Source organism: Pseudomonas sp. WC2401, assembly GCF_041200115.1.
GTDB lineage: Bacteria > Pseudomonadota > Gammaproteobacteria > Pseudomonadales > Pseudomonadaceae > Aquipseudomonas > Aquipseudomonas fragi.
Genome location: NZ_CP165623.1, coordinates 3975339 through 3996066, shown reverse-complemented (window position 1 = coordinate 3996066; position 20728 = coordinate 3975339). Strand labels below are relative to the sequence as shown.

The following is a 20728-nucleotide window of genomic DNA, read 5'->3' as shown; positions in this document are numbered from 1 at the left end:
TCGGTTGCCTTGGGGGCACTATGGAGCATAAAGATTGCACACAGGCCGATTTTGAATCGACCCTGAAAAAACATGCTCACGAATTGGTCGAAAGCCTTGAACGAGGCCAGTTTGGCGATGCCGTGCAGTTGATTCACGAGCTTAACCAGACCCGCGACCGCGGCCTGTATCGCGAAGTCGGCAAGCTGACCCGCGAACTGCACAGCGCGATTGTCAATTTCCATATTGATCCGAGCATGCCGCAAGCCGAAGAAGTGTCGCAGATCACGGATGCCACTGAACGTTTGGCTTATGTTGTGAAACTCACGGAAGCGGCAGCCAACCGGACCATGGACCTGGTGGAAAACAGCACGCCACTGGTCAATGGCCTGGGCCAGGAAGCCAGGGAATTGAGTGCGGATTGGGGGCGTTTTATGCGCCGCGAAATCGGTGCCGAAGAGTTTCGCGAGCTGGCGCGTAGGGTTGACAGTTTTTTGACGCGCAGTGAAACGCAAAACAATATCGTCTCCGCCAATCTGACGGACATCCTGCTGGCCCAGGATTTCCAGGATTTGACCGGTCAGGTGATCAAGCGCGTGACGCAACTGGTGACGGACGTGGAGAGCAATCTGCTCAAGCTGGTGTTGATGGCCAGCCAGGTCGATCGCTTTGCCGGCATCGAACACGACCGTGAAGCATTGCGTGCAGAAAATAATTCGCAAAAAAACCAGGCCAAGGGTGAAGGTCCGCAGATTCATGCCGATACACGTAATGACGTCGTATCCGGTCAGGATGATGTAGACGATTTGTTGTCCAGTTTGGGTTTTTAGGTCTTGAAGAGGCGTGCGGGCGCTGTTGCCCGGCGTCGAAGAGCCTTTTTCAAGGAGCACGTACATGAGCTTCGGCGCCGATGAAGAAATCCTTCAGGATTTCCTGGTTGAAGCCGGCGAAATTCTGGAGTTGTTGTCCGAGCAACTGGTCGAGCTGGAAAGCCGACCGGATGATGCGGATCTGCTCAATGCCATTTTTCGCGGTTTTCACACTGTAAAAGGGGGCGCCGGCTTCCTCCAGCTCCACGAACTGGTGGAATGCTGCCATATCGCCGAGAACGTCTTCGACATCCTGCGCAAGGGTGAGCGCAGCGTCGACGCGGAGCTGATGGACGTGGTGCTTGAGGCCCTGGATGCGGTCAACGGCATGTTCAGTGAAGTGCGCGAGCGCAGCCCGATCACCGCCGCAACCCCCGAGTTGCTGGCGGCACTGGCGCGCCTGGCCGAGCCTGCTGCTGCGCCAGCAGTGGTGGCGCCAGCAGTGGTGGCGCCAGTCGCAGCGCCAGTGCTGCAAGCGCCGGTGACCGATATCACCGACAGCGAATTTGAGCAGTTGCTTGACTCCCTCGATGCGGTCAAGGCGGCTGCGGCAGAGCCTGAGCCCGTTGCCCCGGCGCAGAGCACGGCCAGCGACGAAATCAGCGACGCCGAATTTGAACTATTGCTCGACCAGTTGCACGGCAAGGGCCAGTTCTCCACGCAGGCGGCAGTTGCCGTGGTGCCCGATGAGGCCCCTGCGGCGCCTGCTGACGTCAGCAATGAAATCACCGACGACGAATTTGAAGCCTTGCTCGATCAGTTGCATGGCAAGGGTTCGTTCAATACCGATGCGCTGCCCGCTGCTGCCAGCGAGACACCTGCCGCACCGTCGGCCAGCGCCGCCGAGGCGAGTGCTGACCCCGACCTGATCAGCGATCACGAATTCGAAGCCCTGCTTGACCAGATGCACGGTAAAGGCAAGTTCAGTGCGGACTCGGCAACGGTGGTGGCGGCAGTAGCCCCGGCCAAGCCGGCTGCGGCGGCTGCGCGCCCGGCACCGGCCCGTGCGGCGGCGGCACCTGCGGAAAAACCGGTCGCCAGCGAAGCCGAAACCACCGTGCGCGTTGATACCGCGCGGCTGGATGACATCATGAATATGGTCGGCGAGCTGGTGCTGGTGCGTAACCGCCTGGTGCGCCTGGGCTTGAACAGCCATGACGAGGAGATGGCCAAGGCGCTGTCCAACCTCGACGTGGTCACCGCTGACCTGCAAACCGCCGTGATGAAAACGCGGATGCAGCCGATCAAGAAAGTCTTCGGCCGCTTCCCGCGCCTGGTGCGCGACCTGGCACGGCAGTTGAAAAAAGAAATCAGCCTGGAGCTGGTGGGCGAAGAAACCGACCTGGACAAAAACCTTGTCGAGGCCCTGGCCGATCCGCTGGTCCACCTGGTGCGCAACGCGGTCGACCACGGTTGCGAAACCCCGGAAGAACGTGCCGCCGCCGGCAAGCCGAGCTGTGGCCGGGTGATCCTGTCTGCCGAGCAGGAGGGCGACCATATCCTGCTGTCGATTTCCGATGATGGCAAAGGCATGGACGCCAATTTCCTGCGCTCCCTGGCAGTCAAAAAAGGCCTGATGGACAAGGACGCGGCCGATCGCCTGAGCGAAAACGACTGCTACAACCTGATCTTTGCCCCGGGCTTCTCGACCAAGACCGAAATCAGCGATGTGTCCGGGCGTGGCGTGGGCATGGACGTGGTGAAAACCAAGATTGCCCAGCTCAACGGCTCGCTGAGCATCGAGTCGGCCCTGGGCCGTGGCTCGAAAATCGTCATCAAGGTGCCGCTGACCCTGGCCATTATGCCGACCCTGATGGTGATGCTGGGCAACCAGGCGTTCGCATTCCCGCTGGTCAACGTCAACGAGATCTTCCACCTCGACCTGTCGCGCACCAATGTGGTCGACGGCCAGGAAGTGGTGATCGTGCGCGACAAGGCCCTGCCGCTGTTCTACCTCAAGCGCTGGCTGGTGGCGTCCGCCGCCCATGAAGAGCAGCGCGAAGGGCATGTGGTGATTCTGTCGATCGGCACCCAGCGCATCGGCTTTGTGGTCGATCAGTTGGTCGGCCAGGAAGAAGTGGTGATCAAACCGCTGGGCAAAATGCTCCAGGGCACGCCAGGCATGTCGGGTGCCACCATCACCGGTGATGGTCGCATTGCCTTGATCCTGGATGTTCCGAGCATGCTCAAGCACTACGCATCACGGCGTATTTGATTCTGGTGAGTGGGGGCAGTGACGCCCCGCACCGCCTAACGGAGTGTTTATGGTAGTCAAGGTCCTGGTGGTGGATGATTCCGGTTTTTTCCGCCGCCGCGTCTCGGAAATTCTGTCGGCTGACCCGACCATTCAAGTGATCGGCACCGCCACCAATGGCAAGGAAGCGATTGATCAGGCCCTGGCCCTCAAGCCGGACGTGATCACCATGGATTACGAGATGCCGCTGATGGATGGCATCACGGCCGTGCGCCATATCATGCAGCGATGCCCGACCCCGGTACTGATGTTCTCCTCGCTGACCCATGAGGGCGCCCGCGTCACCCTCGATGCGCTGGACGCCGGGGCGGTGGATTTCCTGCCGAAAAATTTCGAAGACATCTCGCGCAACCCCGAGAAGGTCAAACAGATGCTGTGCGAAAAAGTACACAGCATTTCGCGCAGCAACCGGCGCATGTCCAGCTACAGCGCACCGGCCCCTGTAGCGCCGGCTGCTGTGCCACGGCCTGCGCCGGGCGGTTTTGCCGCGCCCGCCGCGCAACCGGCACCCGCGCGTACCACACCGATTGCCAGCCGCAGTGCTGCCGGGCCTGTTGCGGCTTCTGGCGCGCCCAAGCGCAAGGCCTACAAACTGGTGGCCATTGGTACCTCGACCGGCGGGCCGGTGGCCTTGCAGCGTGTATTGACGCAGCTGCCGGGTAATTTCCCGGCGCCGATCGTGCTGGTGCAGCACATGCCGGCAGCGTTTACCAAGGCCTTTGCCGAGCGTCTGGACAAACTCTGCCGCATCAGCGTCAAGGAAGCCGAGGACGGCGATATCCTGCGCCCGGGCCTGGCCCTGCTGGCACCCGGCGGCAAGCAGATGATGATCGACGGTCGCGGTGCGGTACGCATCCTGCCGGGCGATGAGCGCCTGAACTACAAGCCGTGCGTGGATATCACCTTCGGCTCGGCGGCCAAGTCCTTTGGTGACAAAGTATTGGCGGTGGTTTTGACCGGCATGGGCGCCGATGGTCGCGAAGGCGCGCGCATGCTCAAGCAGGGCGGCAGCCAGGTGTGGGCGCAGGACGAAGCCAGTTGCGTGATCTACGGCATGCCGATGGCCATCGTCAAGGCCAGCCTGGCCGATGCGGTGTACAGCCTGGATGACATTGGCCGCCATCTGGTGGAGGCCTGCCACTGATGGACGTGCTCAGCCTGATTGGCATCATCATGGCGTTTGTCGCGATTATCGGCGGCAATTACCTGGAGGGCGGCCATCTCGGTGCCCTGGCCAATGGCCCGGCGGCGTTGATCGTGCTGGGCGGGACGGTGGGGGCGGCGTTGTTGCAGTCGCCCATGAGCGCATTCAAACGGGCGATGCACACCGTGGTGTGGATCTTGTTCCCGCCGCGTATCGACATGACGGGCGGCATCGACCGCGTGGTTAACTGGAGCCTGACAGCGCGCAAGGAAGGCTTGCTGGGCCTTGAAGGCGTGGCCGATACCGAGCCCGACAGCTATTCGCGCAAGGGCCTGCAATTGCTGGTCGACGGCGTCGAGCCGGAAACCATCCGCAGCGTGCTGGAGGTCGATTACCTGACCCAGGAAAGCCGCGATATCGAGGCCGCCAAAGTGTTTGAAAGCATGGGCGGCTATGCGCCGACCATTGGCATTATCGGTGCGGTGATGGGCCTGATCCATGTGATGGGCAACCTGGCCGACCCGGGGCAACTGGGCAGCGGCATTGCCGTGGCGTTTGTCGCGACCATTTACGGCGTGGCCAGCGCTAACCTGGTGTTGCTGCCCATTGCCAGCAAGCTCAAGGCGATTGCCATGCGCCAGTCGCTGTACCGCGAGATGTTGCTCGAAGGCATCCTGTCGATTGCCGAGGGCGAGAACCCGCGTTCCATTGAACTCAAACTGCAAGGCTTTACGGGTTAACTATGAGCCGGCGCCGCCGCCACGCGGATGAACACGTCAATCACGAACGTTGGCTGGTGTCCTACGCGGACTTCATCACCTTGCTGTTTGCCTTTTTCGTGGTCATGTACTCGATTTCCTCGATCAATGAAGGCAAGTACCGGGTGATTTCCCAGGCCCTGGTCGGAGTTTTCAATGATGCCGAGCGCAGCATCAAGCCGGTGCCCATTGGTGAAGAGCGCCCGCTGACCACCCAGCCCGCCGAGCCGCTGATCAAAGACAGCGAAAATACCGACGCCGGTTTGGGCCAGAGGCCCGATGACCCGCTCAAGACCATTGCCAATGACATCACCAACGCCTTTGGTGATCTGATCGCGTCCAAACAATTGACGGTGCGCGGCAATGAGTTGTGGGTCGAGATCGAGCTCAACTCCAGCCTGCTGTTCGGCAGCGGCGATGCAATGCCCAGCAATGCGGCCTTCGAGATCATCGACAAAGTGGCCGCAGTCCTTAAACCGTTTGAAAACCCGATCCATGTCGAAGGTTTTACTGACGACCTGCCGATCCGTACTGCGCAGTACCCGACCAACTGGGAGCTGTCATCCGCGCGTTCGGCGAGCATCGTGCGCATGCTCGCGATGCAGGGCGTCAACCCCGGGCGCATGGCGTCGGTGGGCTACGGCGAATTCCAGCCGGTGGCCAATAACGCCACGCCAGAGGGGCGCGCGCTCAATCGCCGGGTCGTGCTGGTGGTGTCGCGCAACCTTGAAGTTCGCCGCAGCCTGACCGGCACGGGCACCGCCCATGCAACACCGGATGCCGCCCTGAAGCGGGCTGGCACACAAACTGCACCGCCACAGACACAGCCACTGGTTCGCGGGAATGCCGTCAATTCCCCGTCACCACCCCTATAAATCTCGGCCGGCACGCATGCAGCCGGGAGGAACAACTGAATGAGAGTCTGGGCAGTAGCCAATCAAAAAGGTGGGGTCGGCAAGACCACCACATCCATCGCCCTGGCCGGTTTGCTGGCAGAGGCGGGCAAACGTGTGGTGATTGTCGATCTCGATCCGCACGGTTCCATGACCAGCTACTTCGGTTATGACCCTGATGGTCTGGAGCACAGCGTCTACGACCTGTTTCTGCATCAGGGCCAGGTGCCCGAAGGCCTGGCGGCGCAACTGCTGCTGCCCACCAGCCACGAAAAAATCGCCTTGCTGCCGGCCACCACGGCACTGGCAACCCTGGAGCGTCAGGCTCCGGGGCAAAGCGGCCTGGGCCTGGTGATTGCCCGCAGTCTGGCGCAACTGTGGCAGGACTATGACTACGCGATCATCGACAGCCCGCCGATTCTGGGGGTGCTGATGGTCAATGCGCTGGCGGCCAGCCAGCAGTTGATTATCCCGGTGCAGACCGAGCATCTGGCGCTCAAGGGCCTGGAGCGCATGGTGCATACTCTGCGCATGATCAACCGCTCGCGCCCCCAGGAGCTGCCGTTCTGCATCGTGCCGACGTTGTTCGACCGGCGTACCCAGGCGTCGATGAGCACCTTGCGGGTGTTGCGTGATGTGTATCCCGACACCCTGTGGCAGGGCTTTATCCCGGTCGACACCCGTTTGCGCGATGCCAGCCGGGCAGGGCAGACGCCTTCGCAGTTCGATGAAAAAACCCGTGGGGTGATCGCCTACCGTGCATTGCTCAAGCACGTCCTGACCCGCCAGCTTGCACCGCAGGTGGCGTGAGGTGGGCGGCTATTCAAGTATCGGCCGGGTCTGGCCGATAACGACTACAGGTCTCTGTCACGAGGCTGTTGAGTGGGGCACTTTATGACGCAGCCAGTAGCACTTTCCAACCGTTCGCAAGTGGCCTTGCAGTCGTATCTCGACGATTTGCTGTTCGATGCTACCCAGGCTGAGGCGGCCGGACCCGTGCCGGTGGAGCCGCAGGCCGAGCCAGCGCTTGAAGTCATCGACGAGGCACCGCTGGCAATGCCGGTCGAGCTGGAGCAAGTGGGGGTGCCGGCCGAGGCGTTGGCCCATCCGCTGGTCGAGGTGCATCGGCCCAGCGCACCGGGTGCGCATTTGCCAATCCCCGATGACGGCCGCCCGGCGTGGGCTGGCGAACCCTTCGAATGCCTGTTGTTCGACGTCGCCGGCTTGACACTGGCGGTGCCGCTGGTGTGCCTGGGTTCGATTTATTCCCTGGCCGGGCGTGAACTGACCCCGCTGTTCGGTCAACCGGACTGGTTTTTGGGGATCCTGCCTAGCCAGAGCGGCAAGCTCAATGTCCTGGACACCGCACGCTGGGTGATGCCAGAGCGCTATCGCGAGGACTTTCGCGAAGGCCTGCAATACGTTATTTCGGTGCAGGGCTACGAATGGGGGTTGGCGGTGCATCAGGTCAGCCGTTCGTTGCGCCTGCACCCCAACGAGATCAAGTGGCGCTCCCAGCGCGGGCAACGCCCGTGGCTGGCGGGCACCGTGATAGAACACATGTGCGCGTTGCTGGACGTGGAGCAACTGGCGGCATTGATTGCCAAGGGCAAGTCATAACAATAATTGTGGTTGGCTCACCTGTGAGGGCGAGGCGCCAGTTATCAGAATCGAGCGGTATTTCAGTCAGGGGTTTGGGGTATGAAACAGTCAGCGGCACAGGGTTCTGAAGATCCGATCCTGCAATGGGTTACCTTCAAGCTGGACAACGAGACCTACGGCATCAACGTGATGCAGGTGCAGGAAGTGCTGCGTTACACCGAAATCGCACCGGTACCGGGTGCGCCTTCCTACGTGTTGGGCATCATCAACCTGCGCGGCAACGTGGTCACGGTTATCGATACCCGTCAGCGTTTTGGTCTGTACAACGCCGAAATCACCGATAACTCACGCATCGTCATCATCGAAGCTGACAAGCAAGTGGTCGGGATTCTGGTTGATAGCGTGGCAGAGGTGGTGTATCTGCGTCAGTCCGAGATCGAGACGGCGCCTAACGTAGGCAATGACGAATCGGCCAAGTTTATCCAGGGCGTGTGCAACAAGAACGGCGAGCTGCTGATTCTGGTCGAGCTGGACAAAATGATGACCGAGGAAGAATGGTCGGATCTGGAGAACATCTGATTGATCCTTGAGGCGGCGGTAATCGTCCTGGGCCTGTTGTGGGCCGTGACCCTGTGGCTGTTTATCAGCCATGTGCGGCGCCAGCGCGTGCTGGCGGCGCAACAGGCGGCGGGCGATGAACAGCGTGACCGGCGCCTGCGGGAACTGACACGGCGCCTGGACACCTACCAGAACGGTAATGTGCAAATGGGCGAAGCCCTGCACGAACTGCGTGCCGTTGTCGCACCGCTGCCTGAGAAACTGACCCAGTTGGAACAGCGCGACCCCACCAGCCTGTCGTTCAACCAGGCGGCGCGGCTGGTGAGCATGGGTGCCAGTGTCGACGAACTGACCCAGGCTTGCGGCCTGACCCAGGCTGAAGCCGAGCTGATGAGCAAGATGTACAAGGGCTGAACGGCACAATCTTGTACTCATGGTGCTGCTGACGCGTAGCCGTCGCAAAGCAAGACACCTGCGGTGTATCAGTTGCATTCGGCATTCAGGTTTACGGCCGCTTCGCGCCCGATCGCAGCCTCGCTGCGCTCGTCAGCGGCTACAACTCCAGTAGCGCCTGCTGCAACGCCCCGACCATTCGCCGCCGTGGCCCCTGGGCATGGCTGAGCGGCACAATTGCTGACGCGTAGCCGTCGCAAAGCAAGACATCTGCGGTGTATCAGTTGCATTCGGCATTCAGGTTTACGGCCGCTTCGCGCCCGATCGCAGCCTCGCTGCGCTCGTCAGCGGCTACAACTGCAGCAGTGCCTGTTGCAACGCCCCGACCATTCGCCGCCGTGGCCCCTGGGCATGGCTGAGCAGCACAATCCTGCGGTCATAACGCTCATCACCCACCGGCTCCACGACACAACTGCCGGTCCAGCGCTCGATCCCCGACCAGCAAGGCACCAGGCTCACCCCCAGCCCCTCGGCCGTCAGCAACGCAATGGTTTCCAGGGCATCCAGGTCCAGCAGGGCAGCGGGTGACAGGTGGTGATCCTGCAGGTACTGCAGGGCATGGCGACCACCCCAGGCGTCGGGGTCGTATTGAATATACGGGCTGTTTTGCAGGCGGCTGTCGATGCTTTGGGCTGCCTGCTCACGGGCGATAAACACCAAGGCTTCCTCGCGCAGCAACACCGCATCGAAGGCCTTGCTCAGGGCAAACGGCGGGGCAACCACGATGGCGGCATCCAGCTCACCGGCTTCGAGCGTCTGATACAGCGCGCGCGACGTGCCGGGCACTATCACCGGTTTCAATTGCGGGGTTGATCGGGTCAAGGCGCGCAAGGCCTGGGGCAGAAGCCCTGTGAGCACGGTTGAAATAGCGCCGATGCGCAAGGGCCCGGTCAGGCCATGGCTGTCGGCATCACCCGCCAGCAGTGCCACTTCATTGACAATGGCGCGTGCCCTGGGCAGCAAGTCCATACAGGCCAGGCTGGGTTTGGCTTCATGCCCGACGCGCACCAGAAGCGCCATGCCCAGTTGCCGTTCGAGCGCCACAATACGCTGGCTGATTGCGGCAGCCGTAAGGTTCTCCAGGCGTGCCGCCTTGGCGATCGAGCCGCAATCCACCACGGCAATCAGACTTTTGAGGTAGCGGGTATCCATAAGAATTTCTTTCGTTCACGGATAAAATAACAGGTTAGCTACATTGAAGCCGGCGATGCATCATTTGCACAAGGGCCATCTGGCCTGTTCCGGTTTCAGGAGGTCACTGTGCAATCACTTTTTCATTTCGCCTATCACGTTCATGACCTGGGCTCGGCGCGACGCTTTTACTGCGACGTGCTGGGCTGCACGGAGGGGCGCAGCACGGAAAGCTGGGTGGATATCGACTTTTTCGGTCATCAATTGTCGTTGCACCTGGGCGAGCCCTTTGCTGTCAGCCATAGCGGCAAAGTCGGCGAGCACTGGGTGCCCATGCCGCATTTCGGCGTGGTACTGGCCCTGCCTGACTGGCACGCCCTCAAGGAACGCCTGCTCAGCCATGACGTGCAGTTTGTATTGGCGCCGACCCTGCGTTTTGCCGGGACGGCGGGGGAGCAGGCGACGATGTTTTTCCTCGACCCCTCGGGCAACCCCATCGAAATCAAGGGCTTTGCCGATTGGGCATCCGTGTATGCCGTGTAATGCAAACGTGACTGGAGGAAAACCACAGCCATGATTTTTCTTGACCAAGCAGATGCCCACTCGATTGCCGAACAGGTACGCACGGCGCGGCTGAGCCCCGGGGTGGTGGCTGAGCACTTCCTGACGCAAATCGATGCCCGGGAAGCCGCCATCCAGGCCTTCGCTGCCCACGACCCCCAGTGCGTGCGCAAGCAGGCGCAGGGCCTGAGCAGCCCGCGGCTCAACGGCGTGCTGGCCGGTGTACCGGTGGGCATCAAGGACATCATCGATACCTGTGACCACCCCACGGGCTTTTATTCGCCGATCTACGCCAATAACTGGCCCTCGCGGGATGCCCATGTGGTTGCCCTGCTGCGTCAGGCCGGGGCGGTGATCATGGGTAAAACCCATACCACCGAATTTGCCTACATGAAGACCGGGCCGACGCGTAATCCCCATGATCTGCGCAGGACGCCGGGCAGCTCCAGTGCCGGTTCTGCGGCGGGTATGGCGGCAGGCTTGTTTGCGCTGGCACTGGGTACGCAAACGGCGGGTTCGTTGCTCAAGCCAGCTTCATATTGCGGGTTGTATGCGTTCAAGCCGTCCCATGGGCTGGTTTCCCTGGAGGGGGTCAAGCCGCTGGCGCCGAGCTTCGACACGTTGGGCTGGTATGGCCGGTCGGTTCGCGACCTGGCGCTGCTCGCCCGTGTACTGGTGCCCGGCCTGGTGCAAACGAACAGGGATAGTGGTGCCAGATCATTCGGGTTTTGCCGCACGTCGCGTTGGGATCAGATCGATCCGCCGGTGGCTCAGGCCTTGCTGGCAGCGATCGAACAATTGAAGGCCGCAGGCCACAGCGTGACCGAGGTGGTACTGGAGGACGAGTTTGCCAGTGTGTTTGATGATCATCAGTTAATTAATGACTGCGAGGGTGCCCGTTCACTGAGCAAGGAGTGGCAATCGAACCCCGAGCAAATGAGCCCGCAAGTGCTGGCCATGATTGAGCGGGGGCGGGCCACCAGTTGGGAGCAGGAAACGGCAGCCAAGGCCCGGCTGGCGGCGCTGGCGCCGGTCTTGAAAGCGCATTTTGAACCCTTCGACGCGATGCTGGGTGCCACCTGCGGCATGGTTGCGCCGCTGGGGCTGGAGAGCACAGGGCCATCAGACTTCTGCAAGTTCTGGATGGCATTCGGCCTGCCCCAAATCAACCTGCCGCTGCCCCGACAGCCGGGCGAACTGCCGGTGGGCTTGCAATTGATCGGCGGGTATCGCCAGGACAGTGTGCTGCTTGAGGCTGCGCAGCAGGTGGACATGGTCATTTCCGGCCTGTAGCCGCTGACGAGCGCAGCGAGGCTGCGTCCGGCGGCGTAGCCGTCGTGAAACCTGAGTACTCAATTTATCTGACACACCGAAGTGTCTGACTTTGCGACGGCTGCGTCGGGGTGCCGCATCACGCCGAACGCAGCCTCGCTGCGCTCGTCAGCGGCTACGAGGGCAACAGAGTGTTTAACGGGGGGTGATGTCCCGTTCCTCCGGCTCGGCCTGCGGGTCAAAACCCTGCGGGAACTTGCCCTTGAGCTGCCAGGCAAAGGCAATAATCTCTGCCAGTGTGCGGTACAGCTCTTGCGGGATGCTGTCGCCCAATTCCATGCGCGCCAGTAATTTGACCAGCTCGGCATTTTCGTAAATTGGCACTTCGTATTCGCGGGCCAGGGCCAGGATGGCTTCGGCCAGTTCGTCATCACCCTTGGCGGTGAGGGTAGGGGCCTGCTTGCCGTCGTATTTAAGGGCGATTGCCTGGCGTGGTTCGGCAGGTGTATTCATGCGGTTTCATCCACCCAGCGTTGCTCCAGACGGGTATGGCCGCTTTGTGGCGGGGTACCTTGATGGCAATCCAGATCGGTCACGCTCAATCCGGCATCACTCAGGCGCTGGCGCAAGGCGCCTAACTGGCTTTCGATCAGGCTTGCAGTGTACGCCTGCTCGGCCCACAACTGGCCCGACAGGTTGCCGCGCAGCAGCTGCGCCTGCACATGCAGCGGTCCTAGCGGGGCAAGGTCGAAGGCCAGCTCCACGCGCCACAGTTGATCCTTGATTTCCCGGGACTCTGGTTTGTCTTGCGCTTGTTTTTCCGGCGGGTCTTCACGCTGGAACTTGACCTGCAACGGCACGATGTCGTGGGCATTGCGCATGGGGATTTCCAGTTGCCAGGTGGTCAGTACGCCGCCATCGGCGGTGCGCCCGCTCTGTTCCAGGCTGGACAGCTGATGGCTTTGCAGGCGTGACACGGCCGCTGCCGCCAGTTTCAGCAGGTTTTCCAGGCTGTCTTCACCTTCGCCGCTCTGCAACAACCGCTGGGGCAGCGGGAAGCCGCCGGGCTGCGGTTTGGCGCTGACCTGGCCAAGCATGCCCAGGGCGTTGCGCACAAAAGTCGGCAGCGCCTGGGCCTGGGTGCTGGCAGCCATGCCGGGGTTGAAGCTGGTGCTGGCCGGCAGGCCGGGCAGGATCTGCGCAATCAGGCGCAGCAAGGTGGCTTTCATGTCCGGGGCCAGTGTCTGGGTTTGCCCGTTCAGCAACCGCGCTTCCAGAAAGGCGCCGCTGTTGAGCAGGGCATCGCCCAGGCCCTTGGCGTTGCTCAATTGCGTGGGTGCAGGCAAACCGGCCAGTAGTTTGTCGATGGAGGTGCGCAGCTCGGCAGGCATGTCGGTACTGACCGGTAGTCTTTGCAGGGCGTTGAGCAGGCCTTCCAGCGAGCCTTGCCGGCGCTGTTGTGTTGCCAGTTGTTGCGCTACTGCCAGTTGCTCCTGACGCCCGCTCAGTGGCACAAAGTTGAGGCTCTGCGGGCCGTCCACCCGTGCACTGAGCAAACTGCCGATCCGCAAGGGCTGCGGGCTGTCCAGGGTCAGGGTGCTGCCGCTCAGCGGGCTGTTGAGCAGGGTCACCAGCGAACGGTAAACCGCCGCTTGCCCGGCAGGTTGCGCCAGTGCCTGGGTGGTCAGGACCTTGCCTTGCAGCAGGGTGCCCACTGGCAGTTGCTGGGTGTCGAGGCGGGTCAGGGTGGCGACGCTGCTGCTCAGTGCCTGTTGCAGGCTGATCGCCAGGTTGCCCGCCGAAGGTTGGGTCACGGCCAGTTGTGTGCCCAGCGGCAGGGGGAAATTGCTGCTGGCCTGCACGTTGGCTTCGCGGCCCCCGGCCAGGGTCAGCTTGAGCAAAAGCTGGAAGGTCAGGTCGTTCTGCTTGAGCGCCAGCACCTCGGCCTGGGCGCTCTGGCCGGGTCTTATCAGGCCCTCGGCAGGTTGCAGCAACTTGAGCACTTCACCGCCCACAAGCCCCTGACGCACACTGCTGGGGGCGGGTTGTGGGATGGGTGGAATATTCATGTCGCCTTTCATCGTAACAACCTGTCGAAATTGCCCTCTTTAGCGTAGGACATGGCATGTATAATGCGGCCCCGTCGTTCAGAGCGCATAAAAACATAACAATTGTTTGATCCAGCTCTCTGAATCAGGCCGCAAATGCATTTATCCTGCATCACTTTAACGGCCATGCCTGCGCCGACTTGAACCGTGAAGGCCTCAATTACGTGACCAGCCCTCTTTTAGAAGCCGTAGCGCTCGCTTGTGAGCGTGACTGGCGCATGCTGTTCGAACACCTCGAACTGCGTCTGGCCAGCGGCGACATGCTGCAAATCAGCGGCCCCAACGGCAGCGGCAAAACCAGCCTGCTGCGCTTGTTGGCGGGCCTGATGCAGCCAACGGCTGGCGAAGTGCGGCTTAACGGTATGGCCCTGAGCGCCCAGCGCCATGAACTGACCAGCAACTTGCTGTGGATCGGCCATGCGGCGGGGATCAAGGATTTGCTTAGCGCCGAAGAAAACCTCAGCTGGCTGTGTGCCCTGCATCGCCCGGCAACCCGCGAGGCCATCTGGGCGGCGCTGGCGCAGGTGGGCCTCAAGGGCTTCGAGGATGTACCGTGCCACACCCTGTCAGCAGGGCAGCAACGCCGTGTGGCGCTGGCCCGCCTGTATCTGGACAGCCCGCCGTTGTGGATTCTCGACGAGCCGTTTACCGCGCTCGACAAGCAAGGTGTGGCGCAACTCGAAGAGCACCTGGCCCGGCATTGCGAAAACGGCGGCATGGTGGTGCTCACCACGCACCATACCTTGATCCGTATGCCGGCCGGTTACCGCAATATCGACCTGGGGCAGTGGGCTGTATGAGTGTGTTTGCTGTGTTGGTAGCGCGCGAAGCGCGTTTGCTGTTTCGCCGCCCGGCCGAATTGGCCAACCCGTTGGTGTTCTTCGCGATAGTGATCGCGATGTTTCCGCTGGCCGTCGGCCCGGAGACTAAATTGTTGCAAACCTTGTCTCCTGGCCTGCTGTGGGTCGCGGCCCTTTTAGCGGTTTTGCTCTCGCTGGACGGGCTTTTTCGCAGTGATTTCGAGGACGGATCGCTGGAGCAGTGGGTCCTTTCGTCGCACCCCCTGCCTCTACTGGTGCTGGCCAAAGTACTGGCACACTGGGCGTTTTCCGGCCTGGCGCTGGTTATCCTGTCACCCCTGCTGGCCTTGATGCTCGGGCTGCCGGTGGCGTGCCTGCCGGTGTTGCTGATGTCTTTGCTGCTGGGCACGCCGGTGTTGAGCCTGCTCGGTGCCGTGGGCGCTGCCCTGACCGTGGGCCTCAAGCGCGGCGGCTTGCTGCTGGCGCTGCTGATTCTGCCTTTATATATCCCGGTATTGATCCTTGGCAGCGGCGCCCTGCAGGCGGCTTTGCAAGGCATGCCTGCAACCGGTTATTTGCTGTGGCTTGGTAGCCTGACCGCCCTGGCTGTAACCCTGACACCTTTTGCAATAGCTGCCGGCCTGAAAATCAGCGTCGGCGAATAATGAGGTCTGGCCTGCGTGGGCCAGTAAAGACCCTGGCTGGCATGACAGCACACCTGTCGTGACCGGCACCGTGATGGAAGCAGCGTGATGAACTGGACTTGGTTTCACAAACTCGGCTCGCCCAAATGGTTCTATGCCATCAGTGGGCGGCTGTTGCCGTGGTTAAGCATTGCCGCCGTGTTGCTGATCACCTGCGGGGTGGTCTGGGGCCTGGCCTTTGCACCGCCGGACTACCAGCAGGGCAACAGCTTCCGCATTATCTATATCCATGTTCCTGCGGCCATGCTGGCGCAATCCTGCTACGTGATGCTGGCGGTGTGCGGTGTGGTGGGGCTGGTGTGGAAGATGAAAATCGCCGACGTGGCCCTGCAATCCGCGGCCCCCATTGGCGCCTGGATGACTGCCGTGGCGCTGGTCACCGGTGCGGTGTGGGGCAAGCCGACCTGGGGCTCCTGGTGGGTCTGGGATGCGCGCCTGACCTCGATGCTGATCCTGCTGTTTCTGTACTTCGGCCTGATTGCCCTGGGCAACGCCATCACCAATCGCGACAGCGCGGCCAAGGCCTGCGCGGTGCTGGCGATTGTGGGCGTGATCAATATTCCGATCATCAAGTACTCGGTGGAGTGGTGGAACACCCTGCACCAGGGCGCGACCTTTACCCTCACCGAAAAACCGGCCATGCCCGTGGAAATGTGGATGCCGCTGTTGCTCACGGTGCTGGGCTTTTATTGCTTCTTTGGCGCGGTGCTGCTGCTGCGCATGCGCCTCGAAGTGCTCAAGCGCGAGGCCCGCAGCAGCTGGGTCAAGGCTGAGGTGTTGAAAGCCCTGGAGGGTGCGCGATGAGTTTTGCTTCTTTCGGCGACTTTCTCGCCATGGGCCATCACGGGGTGTATGTCTGGTCGGCCTATGGCATTTGCCTGGCGGTGCTGGGGTTGAACGTGGCACTGCCAATCATGGCGCGCCGGCGTTATCTGCAACAAGAGGCGCGCCGTTTGCGCCGGGAGAATTCGAAGTGAATCCGCTGCGCAAAAAACGCTTGATCATCATCCTGGCGATTCTGGTAGGGGTGGGCGCTGCCGTCGCCCTGGCCCTGAGCGCCTTGCAGCAGAACATCAACCTGTTTTACACCCCGACCCAGATCGCCAATGGCGAAGCGCCATTGGATACCCGCATTCGTGCCGGTGGCATGGTCGAGGACGGTTCGCTCAAGCGTTCGGGTGACTCGCTGGACGTGCAATTTGTGGTCACCGACTTCAACAAGTCCGTGACTATCCAGTATCGCGGCATCCTCCCCGACCTGTTCCGTGAAGGGCAGGGCATCGTCGCGCTGGGCAAGCTCAATGCCCAGGGCGTGGTGGTGGCTGACGAGGTGCTGGCCAAGCACGACGAAAAATACATGCCGCCCGAAGTGACCAAGGCGCTGAACGAAAGTGGCCAATCCGCGCCTGTGCCTGCAAGTGAGGGTAAGTACTGATGTCTGGACTCTATATTCCCGAATTGGGCCATCTGGCCATGATTCTGGCCCTGTGCTTTGCCATCGTGCAGGCCATCGTGCCGCTGCTGGGCGCCTGGCGCGGTGACAAGTTGTGGATGAGCCTGGCGCAACCCGCCGCCTGGGGGCAATTTGCCTTCTTGTTGTTCTCCTTTGCCTGCCTGACCTATGCCTTTATGGCCGATGACTTTTCGGTGGCGTACGTAGCCAGCAACTCCAACAGCGCACTGCCGTGGTACTTCAAGTTCAGCGCGGTGTGGGGTGCCCACGAAGGTTCACTGCTGTTGTGGGCGATGATCCTTGGTGGCTGGACCTTCGCCGTGTCGATCTTCTCGCGGCAGTTGCCGCAAGTGATGCTGGCGCGGGTGCTGGCGATCATGGGCATGATCAGTGTCGGCTTCCTGCTGTTCCTGATCCTGACTTCTGATCCTTTCGTGCGTGTGCTGCCGCAGATTCCTTCGGATGGCAACGACCTTAACCCGCTGTTGCAGGATATCGGCCTGATTGTTCACCCGCCGATGCTGTACATGGGTTATGTCGGTTTCTCCGTGGCCTTTGCCTTCGCCATCGCCGCCTTGCTCGGCGGGCGGCTGGACGCTGCCTGGGCACGCTGGTCGCGGCCGTGGACCATCGTGGCATGGGCCTTCCTCGGTATCGGCATCACCCTCGGTTCGTGGTGGGCCTATTACGAGCTTGGCTGGGGCGGCTGGTGGTTCTGGGACCCGGTGGAGAACGCCTCGTTCATGCCGTGGCTGGTAGGCACGGCGCTGATTCACTCGCTGGCCGTGACCGAAAAACGCGGTGTGTTCAAAAGCTGGACCGTTCTGCTGGCGATTGCTGCGTTTTCCCTGAGCCTGCTGGGTACATTCCTGGTGCGTTCCGGCGTATTGACCTCGGTGCATGCGTTCGCGTCCGACCCTGAGCGCGGCGTATTCATCCTGATCTTCCTGCTGTTTGTAGTAGGCGGTTCGCTGACCCTGTTTGCCCTGCGTGCGCCCGTGGTCAAAAGCCATGTCAGCTTCAAGTTGTGGTCACGCGAGACCCTGCTGCTGGGCAACAACCTGATCCTGGTGGTGGCCGCGTCGATGATTCTGCTCGGCACCCTGTACCCACTGATTCTGGATGCCATCAGTGGCGCCAAGATGTCGGTGGGCCCGCCGTACTTCAACGCGCTGTTTATCCCGCTGATGGCTTTGCTGATGGTGGTAATGGCCATCGGCGTGCTGGTGCGCTGGAAAGACACGCCGGTCAAATGGCTGCTGGGCATGCTCACCCCCGTACTGCTGGGCAGCGCCGCGCTGTCGGCCATTGCCGGGGTGGCCTATGGCGACTTCAACTGGGCGGTGCTGACCACCTTTATGCTGGCGGCCTGGGTGCTGTTGGCCGGGGTGCGCGACATCGGTGACAAAACCCGCCACAAGGGCCTGATCAAAGGCGTGCGCAGCCTGACCCGCAGCTACTGGGGCATGCAGATTGCCCACCTGGGTATCGCCGTGTGTGCCCTGGGGGTGGTGTTGTCGAGCCAGCACAGTGCCGAACGCGACTTGCGCCTGGCACCGGGCGAGTCGATGGAACTGGGCGGTTATCACTTTATTTTTGAAGGCGCCAAGCACTTCCAGGGTCCGAACTTTACGTCGGACAAAGGCACGGTGCGGGTGATCCGCAACGGCAAGGAAGTCAGCGTACTGCACCCGGAAAAACGCCTGTACACGGTGCAGAACTCGATGATGACCGAAGCCGGCATCGACGCCGGTTTCACCCGTGACCTCTATGTTGCGCTGGGCGAGCCCCTGGACAACGGCGCCTGGGCCGTGCGGGTGCATGTGAAGCCGTTTGTGCGCTGGATCTGGTTCGGCGGCCTGCTCACTGGTTTTGGTGGACTGCTGGCAGCGATGGACCGTCGCTACCGGGTCAAGGTTAAAAGCCGCGTGCGCGAAGCGCTGGGCATGACAGGAGCCACGGCATGAGACGTTGGTTGATGCTGGTCCCGCTGGCCGTTTTTCTCGGTATGGCGTGGTTTCTCTACCGCGGTTTGTATCTGGACCCGACCGAGCTGCCGTCGGCGATGATCGACAAACCGTTCCCGGCTTTCAGCTTGCCTTCGGTGGAGGGGGACAAAACCCTCACCGAGGCTGACCTCAAGGGCAAGCCTGCGCTGGTCAACGTGTGGGCCACCTGGTGCATTTCATGCCGGGTCGAGCATCCGGTGCTGACCAAACTGGCCGATCAGGGCGTGTTGATCTACGGCGTCAACTACAAGGACGTCAACGAAGATGCGAAGAAGTGGCTCAAGGATTTCCACAACCCTTACAAGCTGGACATCAACGACGCAGACGGCTCGCTGGGCCTGAACCTGGGCGTGTACGGCGCTCCTGAGACATTCCTGATCGACAGCAAGGGCATCATCCGCCACAAGTTTGTCGGCGTGATCGACGAGACCGTGTGGCGCGAGCAGCTTGCGGGTAAATATCAGGCACTGGTTGACGAGGCCAAACCATGAAGCGCTGGCTAGCCGCCGTGGTGTTCGGTTTGACCCTGACCGGGGTTGCCCATGCCGCCATCGACACCTATGAGTTTGCCAACGACGCCGAGCGCGACCGTTTTCGCGAGCTGACCAAGGAATTGCGTTGCCCCAAGTGTCAGAACCAGGACATCGCCGACTCCAACGCTCCGATTGCCACTGACCTGCGCCGCGAGATCTATCGCATGCTCGGCGAGGGCAAGGACAACCAGCAGATCCTCGATTTCATGGTCGCCCGCTACGGCGATTTCGTGCTCTATAAACCGGCCCTGACCAGCAAGACCGCCGTGCTCTGGTTTGGCCCGCTGGCCCTGCTGGTGGGCGGTCTGGTGGTGATTGGCGTCATCGTCGGGCGCCGTCGTCGTACAGGGCAGGTTGCAGGCTCGGACACACTTTCTGCCGAGGAGCGCAAGCGCCTCGACACTTTGCTGGATAAAACCCAAGATGATTGATTTCTGGCTCGCAGCAGGCTTGCTGCTACTGATAGCCCTCAGCTTTCTATTGATCCCGGTTTTGCGCGGGCGCCGTGCCCAGCGTGAAGAAGACCGTACCGCCTTGAACGTTGCCTTGTATCAAGAGCGGGTGGCCGAGTTGCAAGCCCAGCGTGAAGAGGGCGTGTTGACCGCCGAACAGTTCGAAACCGGCCGCGCCGAAGCTGCTCGCGAATTGCTCGCGGACACCGAAGGCGTGGCACCGGGGCGGGTATCCAGCCTGGGCAAGGCCATTCCGTTGTTGGCCGCTGTGTTGGTGCCGGTACTGGGCTTGAGCCTGTACCTGCATTTTGGCTCCAGCGACAAGGTCGAACTGACCCGCGAATTCTCCCAGCCGCCGCAATCCCTTGAAGAAATGGTCGCGCGCCTTGAGCGTGCCGCTGCAGCGCAACCGGATTCTGCCGAAGGCCTGTACTTCCTGGGCCGTGCCTATATGGCGCAAAACCGCCCGGCGGAGGCGGCCAGGGTGTTCGAGCGCGCGGCCAACCTGGCCGGTCGTCAGCCCGAGTTACTGGGCCAATGGGCACAGGCGCAGTACTTTGCCGACGATAAAAAGTGGAGCGACAAGATCCAGGCGCTGACCGATGAAGCCCTGAAGGCCGACCCGAAGGAAGTCACCAGCCTGGGCCTGCTGGGCATCGCCGCCTTTGAGGACCAGCGCTTCGAACAAGCCATTGGCTATTGGCAACGGCTGATGACGGAACTGCCTGAAGGCGACGCTTCCCGCGCGGCGCTGGAAGGTGGTATTGCCAAGGCCCGTGAGCAACTGCAAGCCAGCGGCGGCAAGGTTGAAACTGCACCGGTGGCCAAGGCGATGGCCTCGATCAAGGTCAGCGTGGATCTGGCCGATGCGGTCAAGGCCAGTGCCTTGCCGGGTGACAGCGTGTTTATCTTTGCCCGTGCCGTATCCGGCCCGCCGGCACCTTTGGCGGTGAAGCGCGTGACCGTGGCGGATTTGCCGATCACCGTTGAACTGGGTGATGTCGACGCAATGATGCCGCAATTGAAACTGTCCAACTTTCCTGAAGTCCAATTAATGGCACGCATCTCCCGTGCTGGCCAGCCGACAGCAGGCGAGTGGGTAGGGCGCAGCCAGCCGCTGTCCAGCAGCACCCAGGAGCTGCAACAGCTGACCATCGACAGTCCGGATAAATAAACGCCCTGAATGTGCGAGCGG

General features: G+C 61.5%; 23 protein-coding genes. 20 read left to right on the top strand and 3 right to left on the bottom strand.

Annotated elements, in window-relative coordinates; genetic code table 11:
* Positions 1–20: 20 nt before the first annotated feature.
* From AB3G35_RS18325 to AB3G35_RS18285, 9 genes are all read left to right on the top strand, one after another.
* Entirely contained in the window at positions 21–809 is a 789-nt protein-coding gene (locus AB3G35_RS18325; RefSeq protein WP_016781544.1) for a protein phosphatase CheZ, read from the top strand.
* Between the two features lie 64 nt (positions 810–873).
* Complete coding sequence (locus AB3G35_RS18320) at positions 874–3063, top strand: chemotaxis protein CheA (RefSeq protein WP_369781901.1); 2190 nt, start codon at positions 874–876, stop codon at positions 3061–3063.
* 49 nt (positions 3064–3112) lie between these two features.
* Positions 3113–4246, top strand: a complete 1134-nt coding sequence (locus AB3G35_RS18315; protein WP_016781542.1) for a chemotaxis response regulator protein-glutamate methylesterase — start codon at positions 3113–3115, stop codon at positions 4244–4246.
* Positions 4246–4986: a flagellar motor protein gene (locus tag AB3G35_RS18310; protein ID WP_016781541.1), complete on the top strand. Its 741-nt coding sequence runs from the start codon at positions 4246–4248 to the stop codon at positions 4984–4986. The genes AB3G35_RS18315 and AB3G35_RS18310 overlap by 1 nt, the downstream gene beginning before the upstream one ends.
* 2 nt (positions 4987–4988) lie before the next feature.
* Positions 4989–5879, top strand: coding sequence for a flagellar motor protein MotD (gene motD, locus AB3G35_RS18305; protein ID WP_086797872.1), 891 nt, complete (start codon positions 4989–4991; stop codon positions 5877–5879).
* A 39-nt stretch (positions 5880–5918) separates the two neighbouring features.
* On the top strand, positions 5919–6707 hold the full coding sequence (locus AB3G35_RS18300) for a ParA family protein (protein ID WP_134048992.1): 789 nt from the start codon (positions 5919–5921) through the stop codon (positions 6705–6707).
* An 84-nt stretch (positions 6708–6791) separates the two neighbouring features.
* Positions 6792–7517, top strand: coding sequence for a chemotaxis protein CheW (locus AB3G35_RS18295; RefSeq protein WP_134048990.1), 726 nt, complete (start codon positions 6792–6794; stop codon positions 7515–7517).
* Positions 7518–7598: 81 nt separating this feature from the next.
* Entirely contained in the window at positions 7599–8078 is a 480-nt protein-coding gene (locus AB3G35_RS18290) for a chemotaxis protein CheW (protein ID WP_016781537.1), read from the top strand.
* Positions 8079–8471: a DUF2802 domain-containing protein gene (locus AB3G35_RS18285; RefSeq protein WP_016781536.1), complete on the top strand. Its 393-nt coding sequence runs from the start codon at positions 8079–8081 to the stop codon at positions 8469–8471.
* A gap of 330 nt (positions 8472–8801) precedes the next feature.
* On the opposite strand, the gene AB3G35_RS18280 is transcribed toward AB3G35_RS18285, so the two are convergent.
* The gene (locus tag AB3G35_RS18280) at positions 8802–9662 is read right to left on the bottom strand and encodes a LysR substrate-binding domain-containing protein (RefSeq protein ID WP_369781900.1); all 861 of its coding nucleotides are present in this window, start codon (positions 9660–9662) and stop codon (positions 8802–8804) included.
* A gap of 108 nt (positions 9663–9770) precedes the next feature.
* Between AB3G35_RS18280 and AB3G35_RS18275 the strand changes: the two genes are divergently transcribed.
* The gene (locus AB3G35_RS18275) at positions 9771–10184 is read left to right on the top strand and encodes a VOC family protein (RefSeq protein WP_016781534.1); all 414 of its coding nucleotides are present in this window, start codon (positions 9771–9773) and stop codon (positions 10182–10184) included.
* A gap of 30 nt (positions 10185–10214) precedes the next feature.
* Positions 10215–11495, top strand: coding sequence for an amidase (locus AB3G35_RS18270; RefSeq protein WP_369781899.1), 1281 nt, complete (start codon positions 10215–10217; stop codon positions 11493–11495).
* Positions 11496–11669: 174 nt separating this feature from the next.
* Here the strand turns inward: AB3G35_RS18270 and AB3G35_RS18265 are convergent, their stop codons facing one another.
* A complete protein-coding gene (locus AB3G35_RS18265; protein ID WP_016781532.1) occupies positions 11670–11987 on the bottom strand; it encodes an EscU/YscU/HrcU family type III secretion system export apparatus switch protein in 318 nt (105 codons plus the stop codon).
* Complete coding sequence (locus AB3G35_RS18260; protein ID WP_369781898.1) at positions 11984–13555, bottom strand: flagellar hook-length control protein FliK; 1572 nt, start codon at positions 13553–13555, stop codon at positions 11984–11986. The genes AB3G35_RS18265 and AB3G35_RS18260 overlap by 4 nt, the downstream gene beginning before the upstream one ends.
* A 191-nt stretch (positions 13556–13746) precedes the next feature.
* On the opposite strand from AB3G35_RS18260, the gene ccmA reads away from it, so the two are divergent.
* The 9 genes from ccmA to ccmI all read left to right on the top strand — a co-directional run bounded on the left by ccmA (position 13747) and on the right by ccmI (position 20707).
* Complete coding sequence (gene ccmA / locus AB3G35_RS18255) at positions 13747–14382, top strand: cytochrome c biogenesis heme-transporting ATPase CcmA (protein WP_134048982.1); 636 nt, start codon at positions 13747–13749, stop codon at positions 14380–14382.
* Entirely contained in the window at positions 14379–15047 is a 669-nt protein-coding gene (ccmB, locus tag AB3G35_RS18250; RefSeq protein WP_016781529.1) for a heme exporter protein CcmB, read from the top strand. Before ccmA ends, ccmB begins: the two co-directional genes overlap by 4 nt.
* A gap of 84 nt (positions 15048–15131) precedes the next feature.
* Positions 15132–15890, top strand: a complete 759-nt coding sequence (locus AB3G35_RS18245; protein WP_169844141.1) for a heme ABC transporter permease — start codon at positions 15132–15134, stop codon at positions 15888–15890.
* Complete coding sequence (gene ccmD, locus AB3G35_RS18240; protein WP_016781528.1) at positions 15887–16063, top strand: heme exporter protein CcmD; 177 nt, start codon at positions 15887–15889, stop codon at positions 16061–16063. The genes AB3G35_RS18245 and ccmD overlap by 4 nt, the downstream gene beginning before the upstream one ends.
* On the top strand, positions 16060–16521 hold the full coding sequence (gene ccmE, locus AB3G35_RS18235; RefSeq protein WP_016781527.1) for a cytochrome c maturation protein CcmE: 462 nt from the start codon (positions 16060–16062) through the stop codon (positions 16519–16521). Before ccmD ends, ccmE begins: the two co-directional genes overlap by 4 nt.
* On the top strand, positions 16521–18506 hold the full coding sequence (locus AB3G35_RS18230; RefSeq protein WP_340079526.1) for a heme lyase CcmF/NrfE family subunit: 1986 nt from the start codon (positions 16521–16523) through the stop codon (positions 18504–18506). The genes ccmE and AB3G35_RS18230 overlap by 1 nt, the downstream gene beginning before the upstream one ends.
* Positions 18503–19039, top strand: a complete 537-nt coding sequence (locus AB3G35_RS18225; RefSeq protein ID WP_086797861.1) for a DsbE family thiol:disulfide interchange protein — start codon at positions 18503–18505, stop codon at positions 19037–19039. The genes AB3G35_RS18230 and AB3G35_RS18225 overlap by 4 nt, the downstream gene beginning before the upstream one ends.
* On the top strand, positions 19036–19512 hold the full coding sequence (locus tag AB3G35_RS18220; protein WP_016781524.1) for a cytochrome c-type biogenesis protein: 477 nt from the start codon (positions 19036–19038) through the stop codon (positions 19510–19512). Before AB3G35_RS18225 ends, AB3G35_RS18220 begins: the two co-directional genes overlap by 4 nt.
* Positions 19505–20707: a c-type cytochrome biogenesis protein CcmI gene (gene ccmI / locus AB3G35_RS18215; protein ID WP_016781523.1), complete on the top strand. Its 1203-nt coding sequence runs from the start codon at positions 19505–19507 to the stop codon at positions 20705–20707. The genes AB3G35_RS18220 and ccmI overlap by 8 nt, the downstream gene beginning before the upstream one ends.
* The last annotated feature ends 21 nt before the right edge of the window (positions 20708–20728 follow it).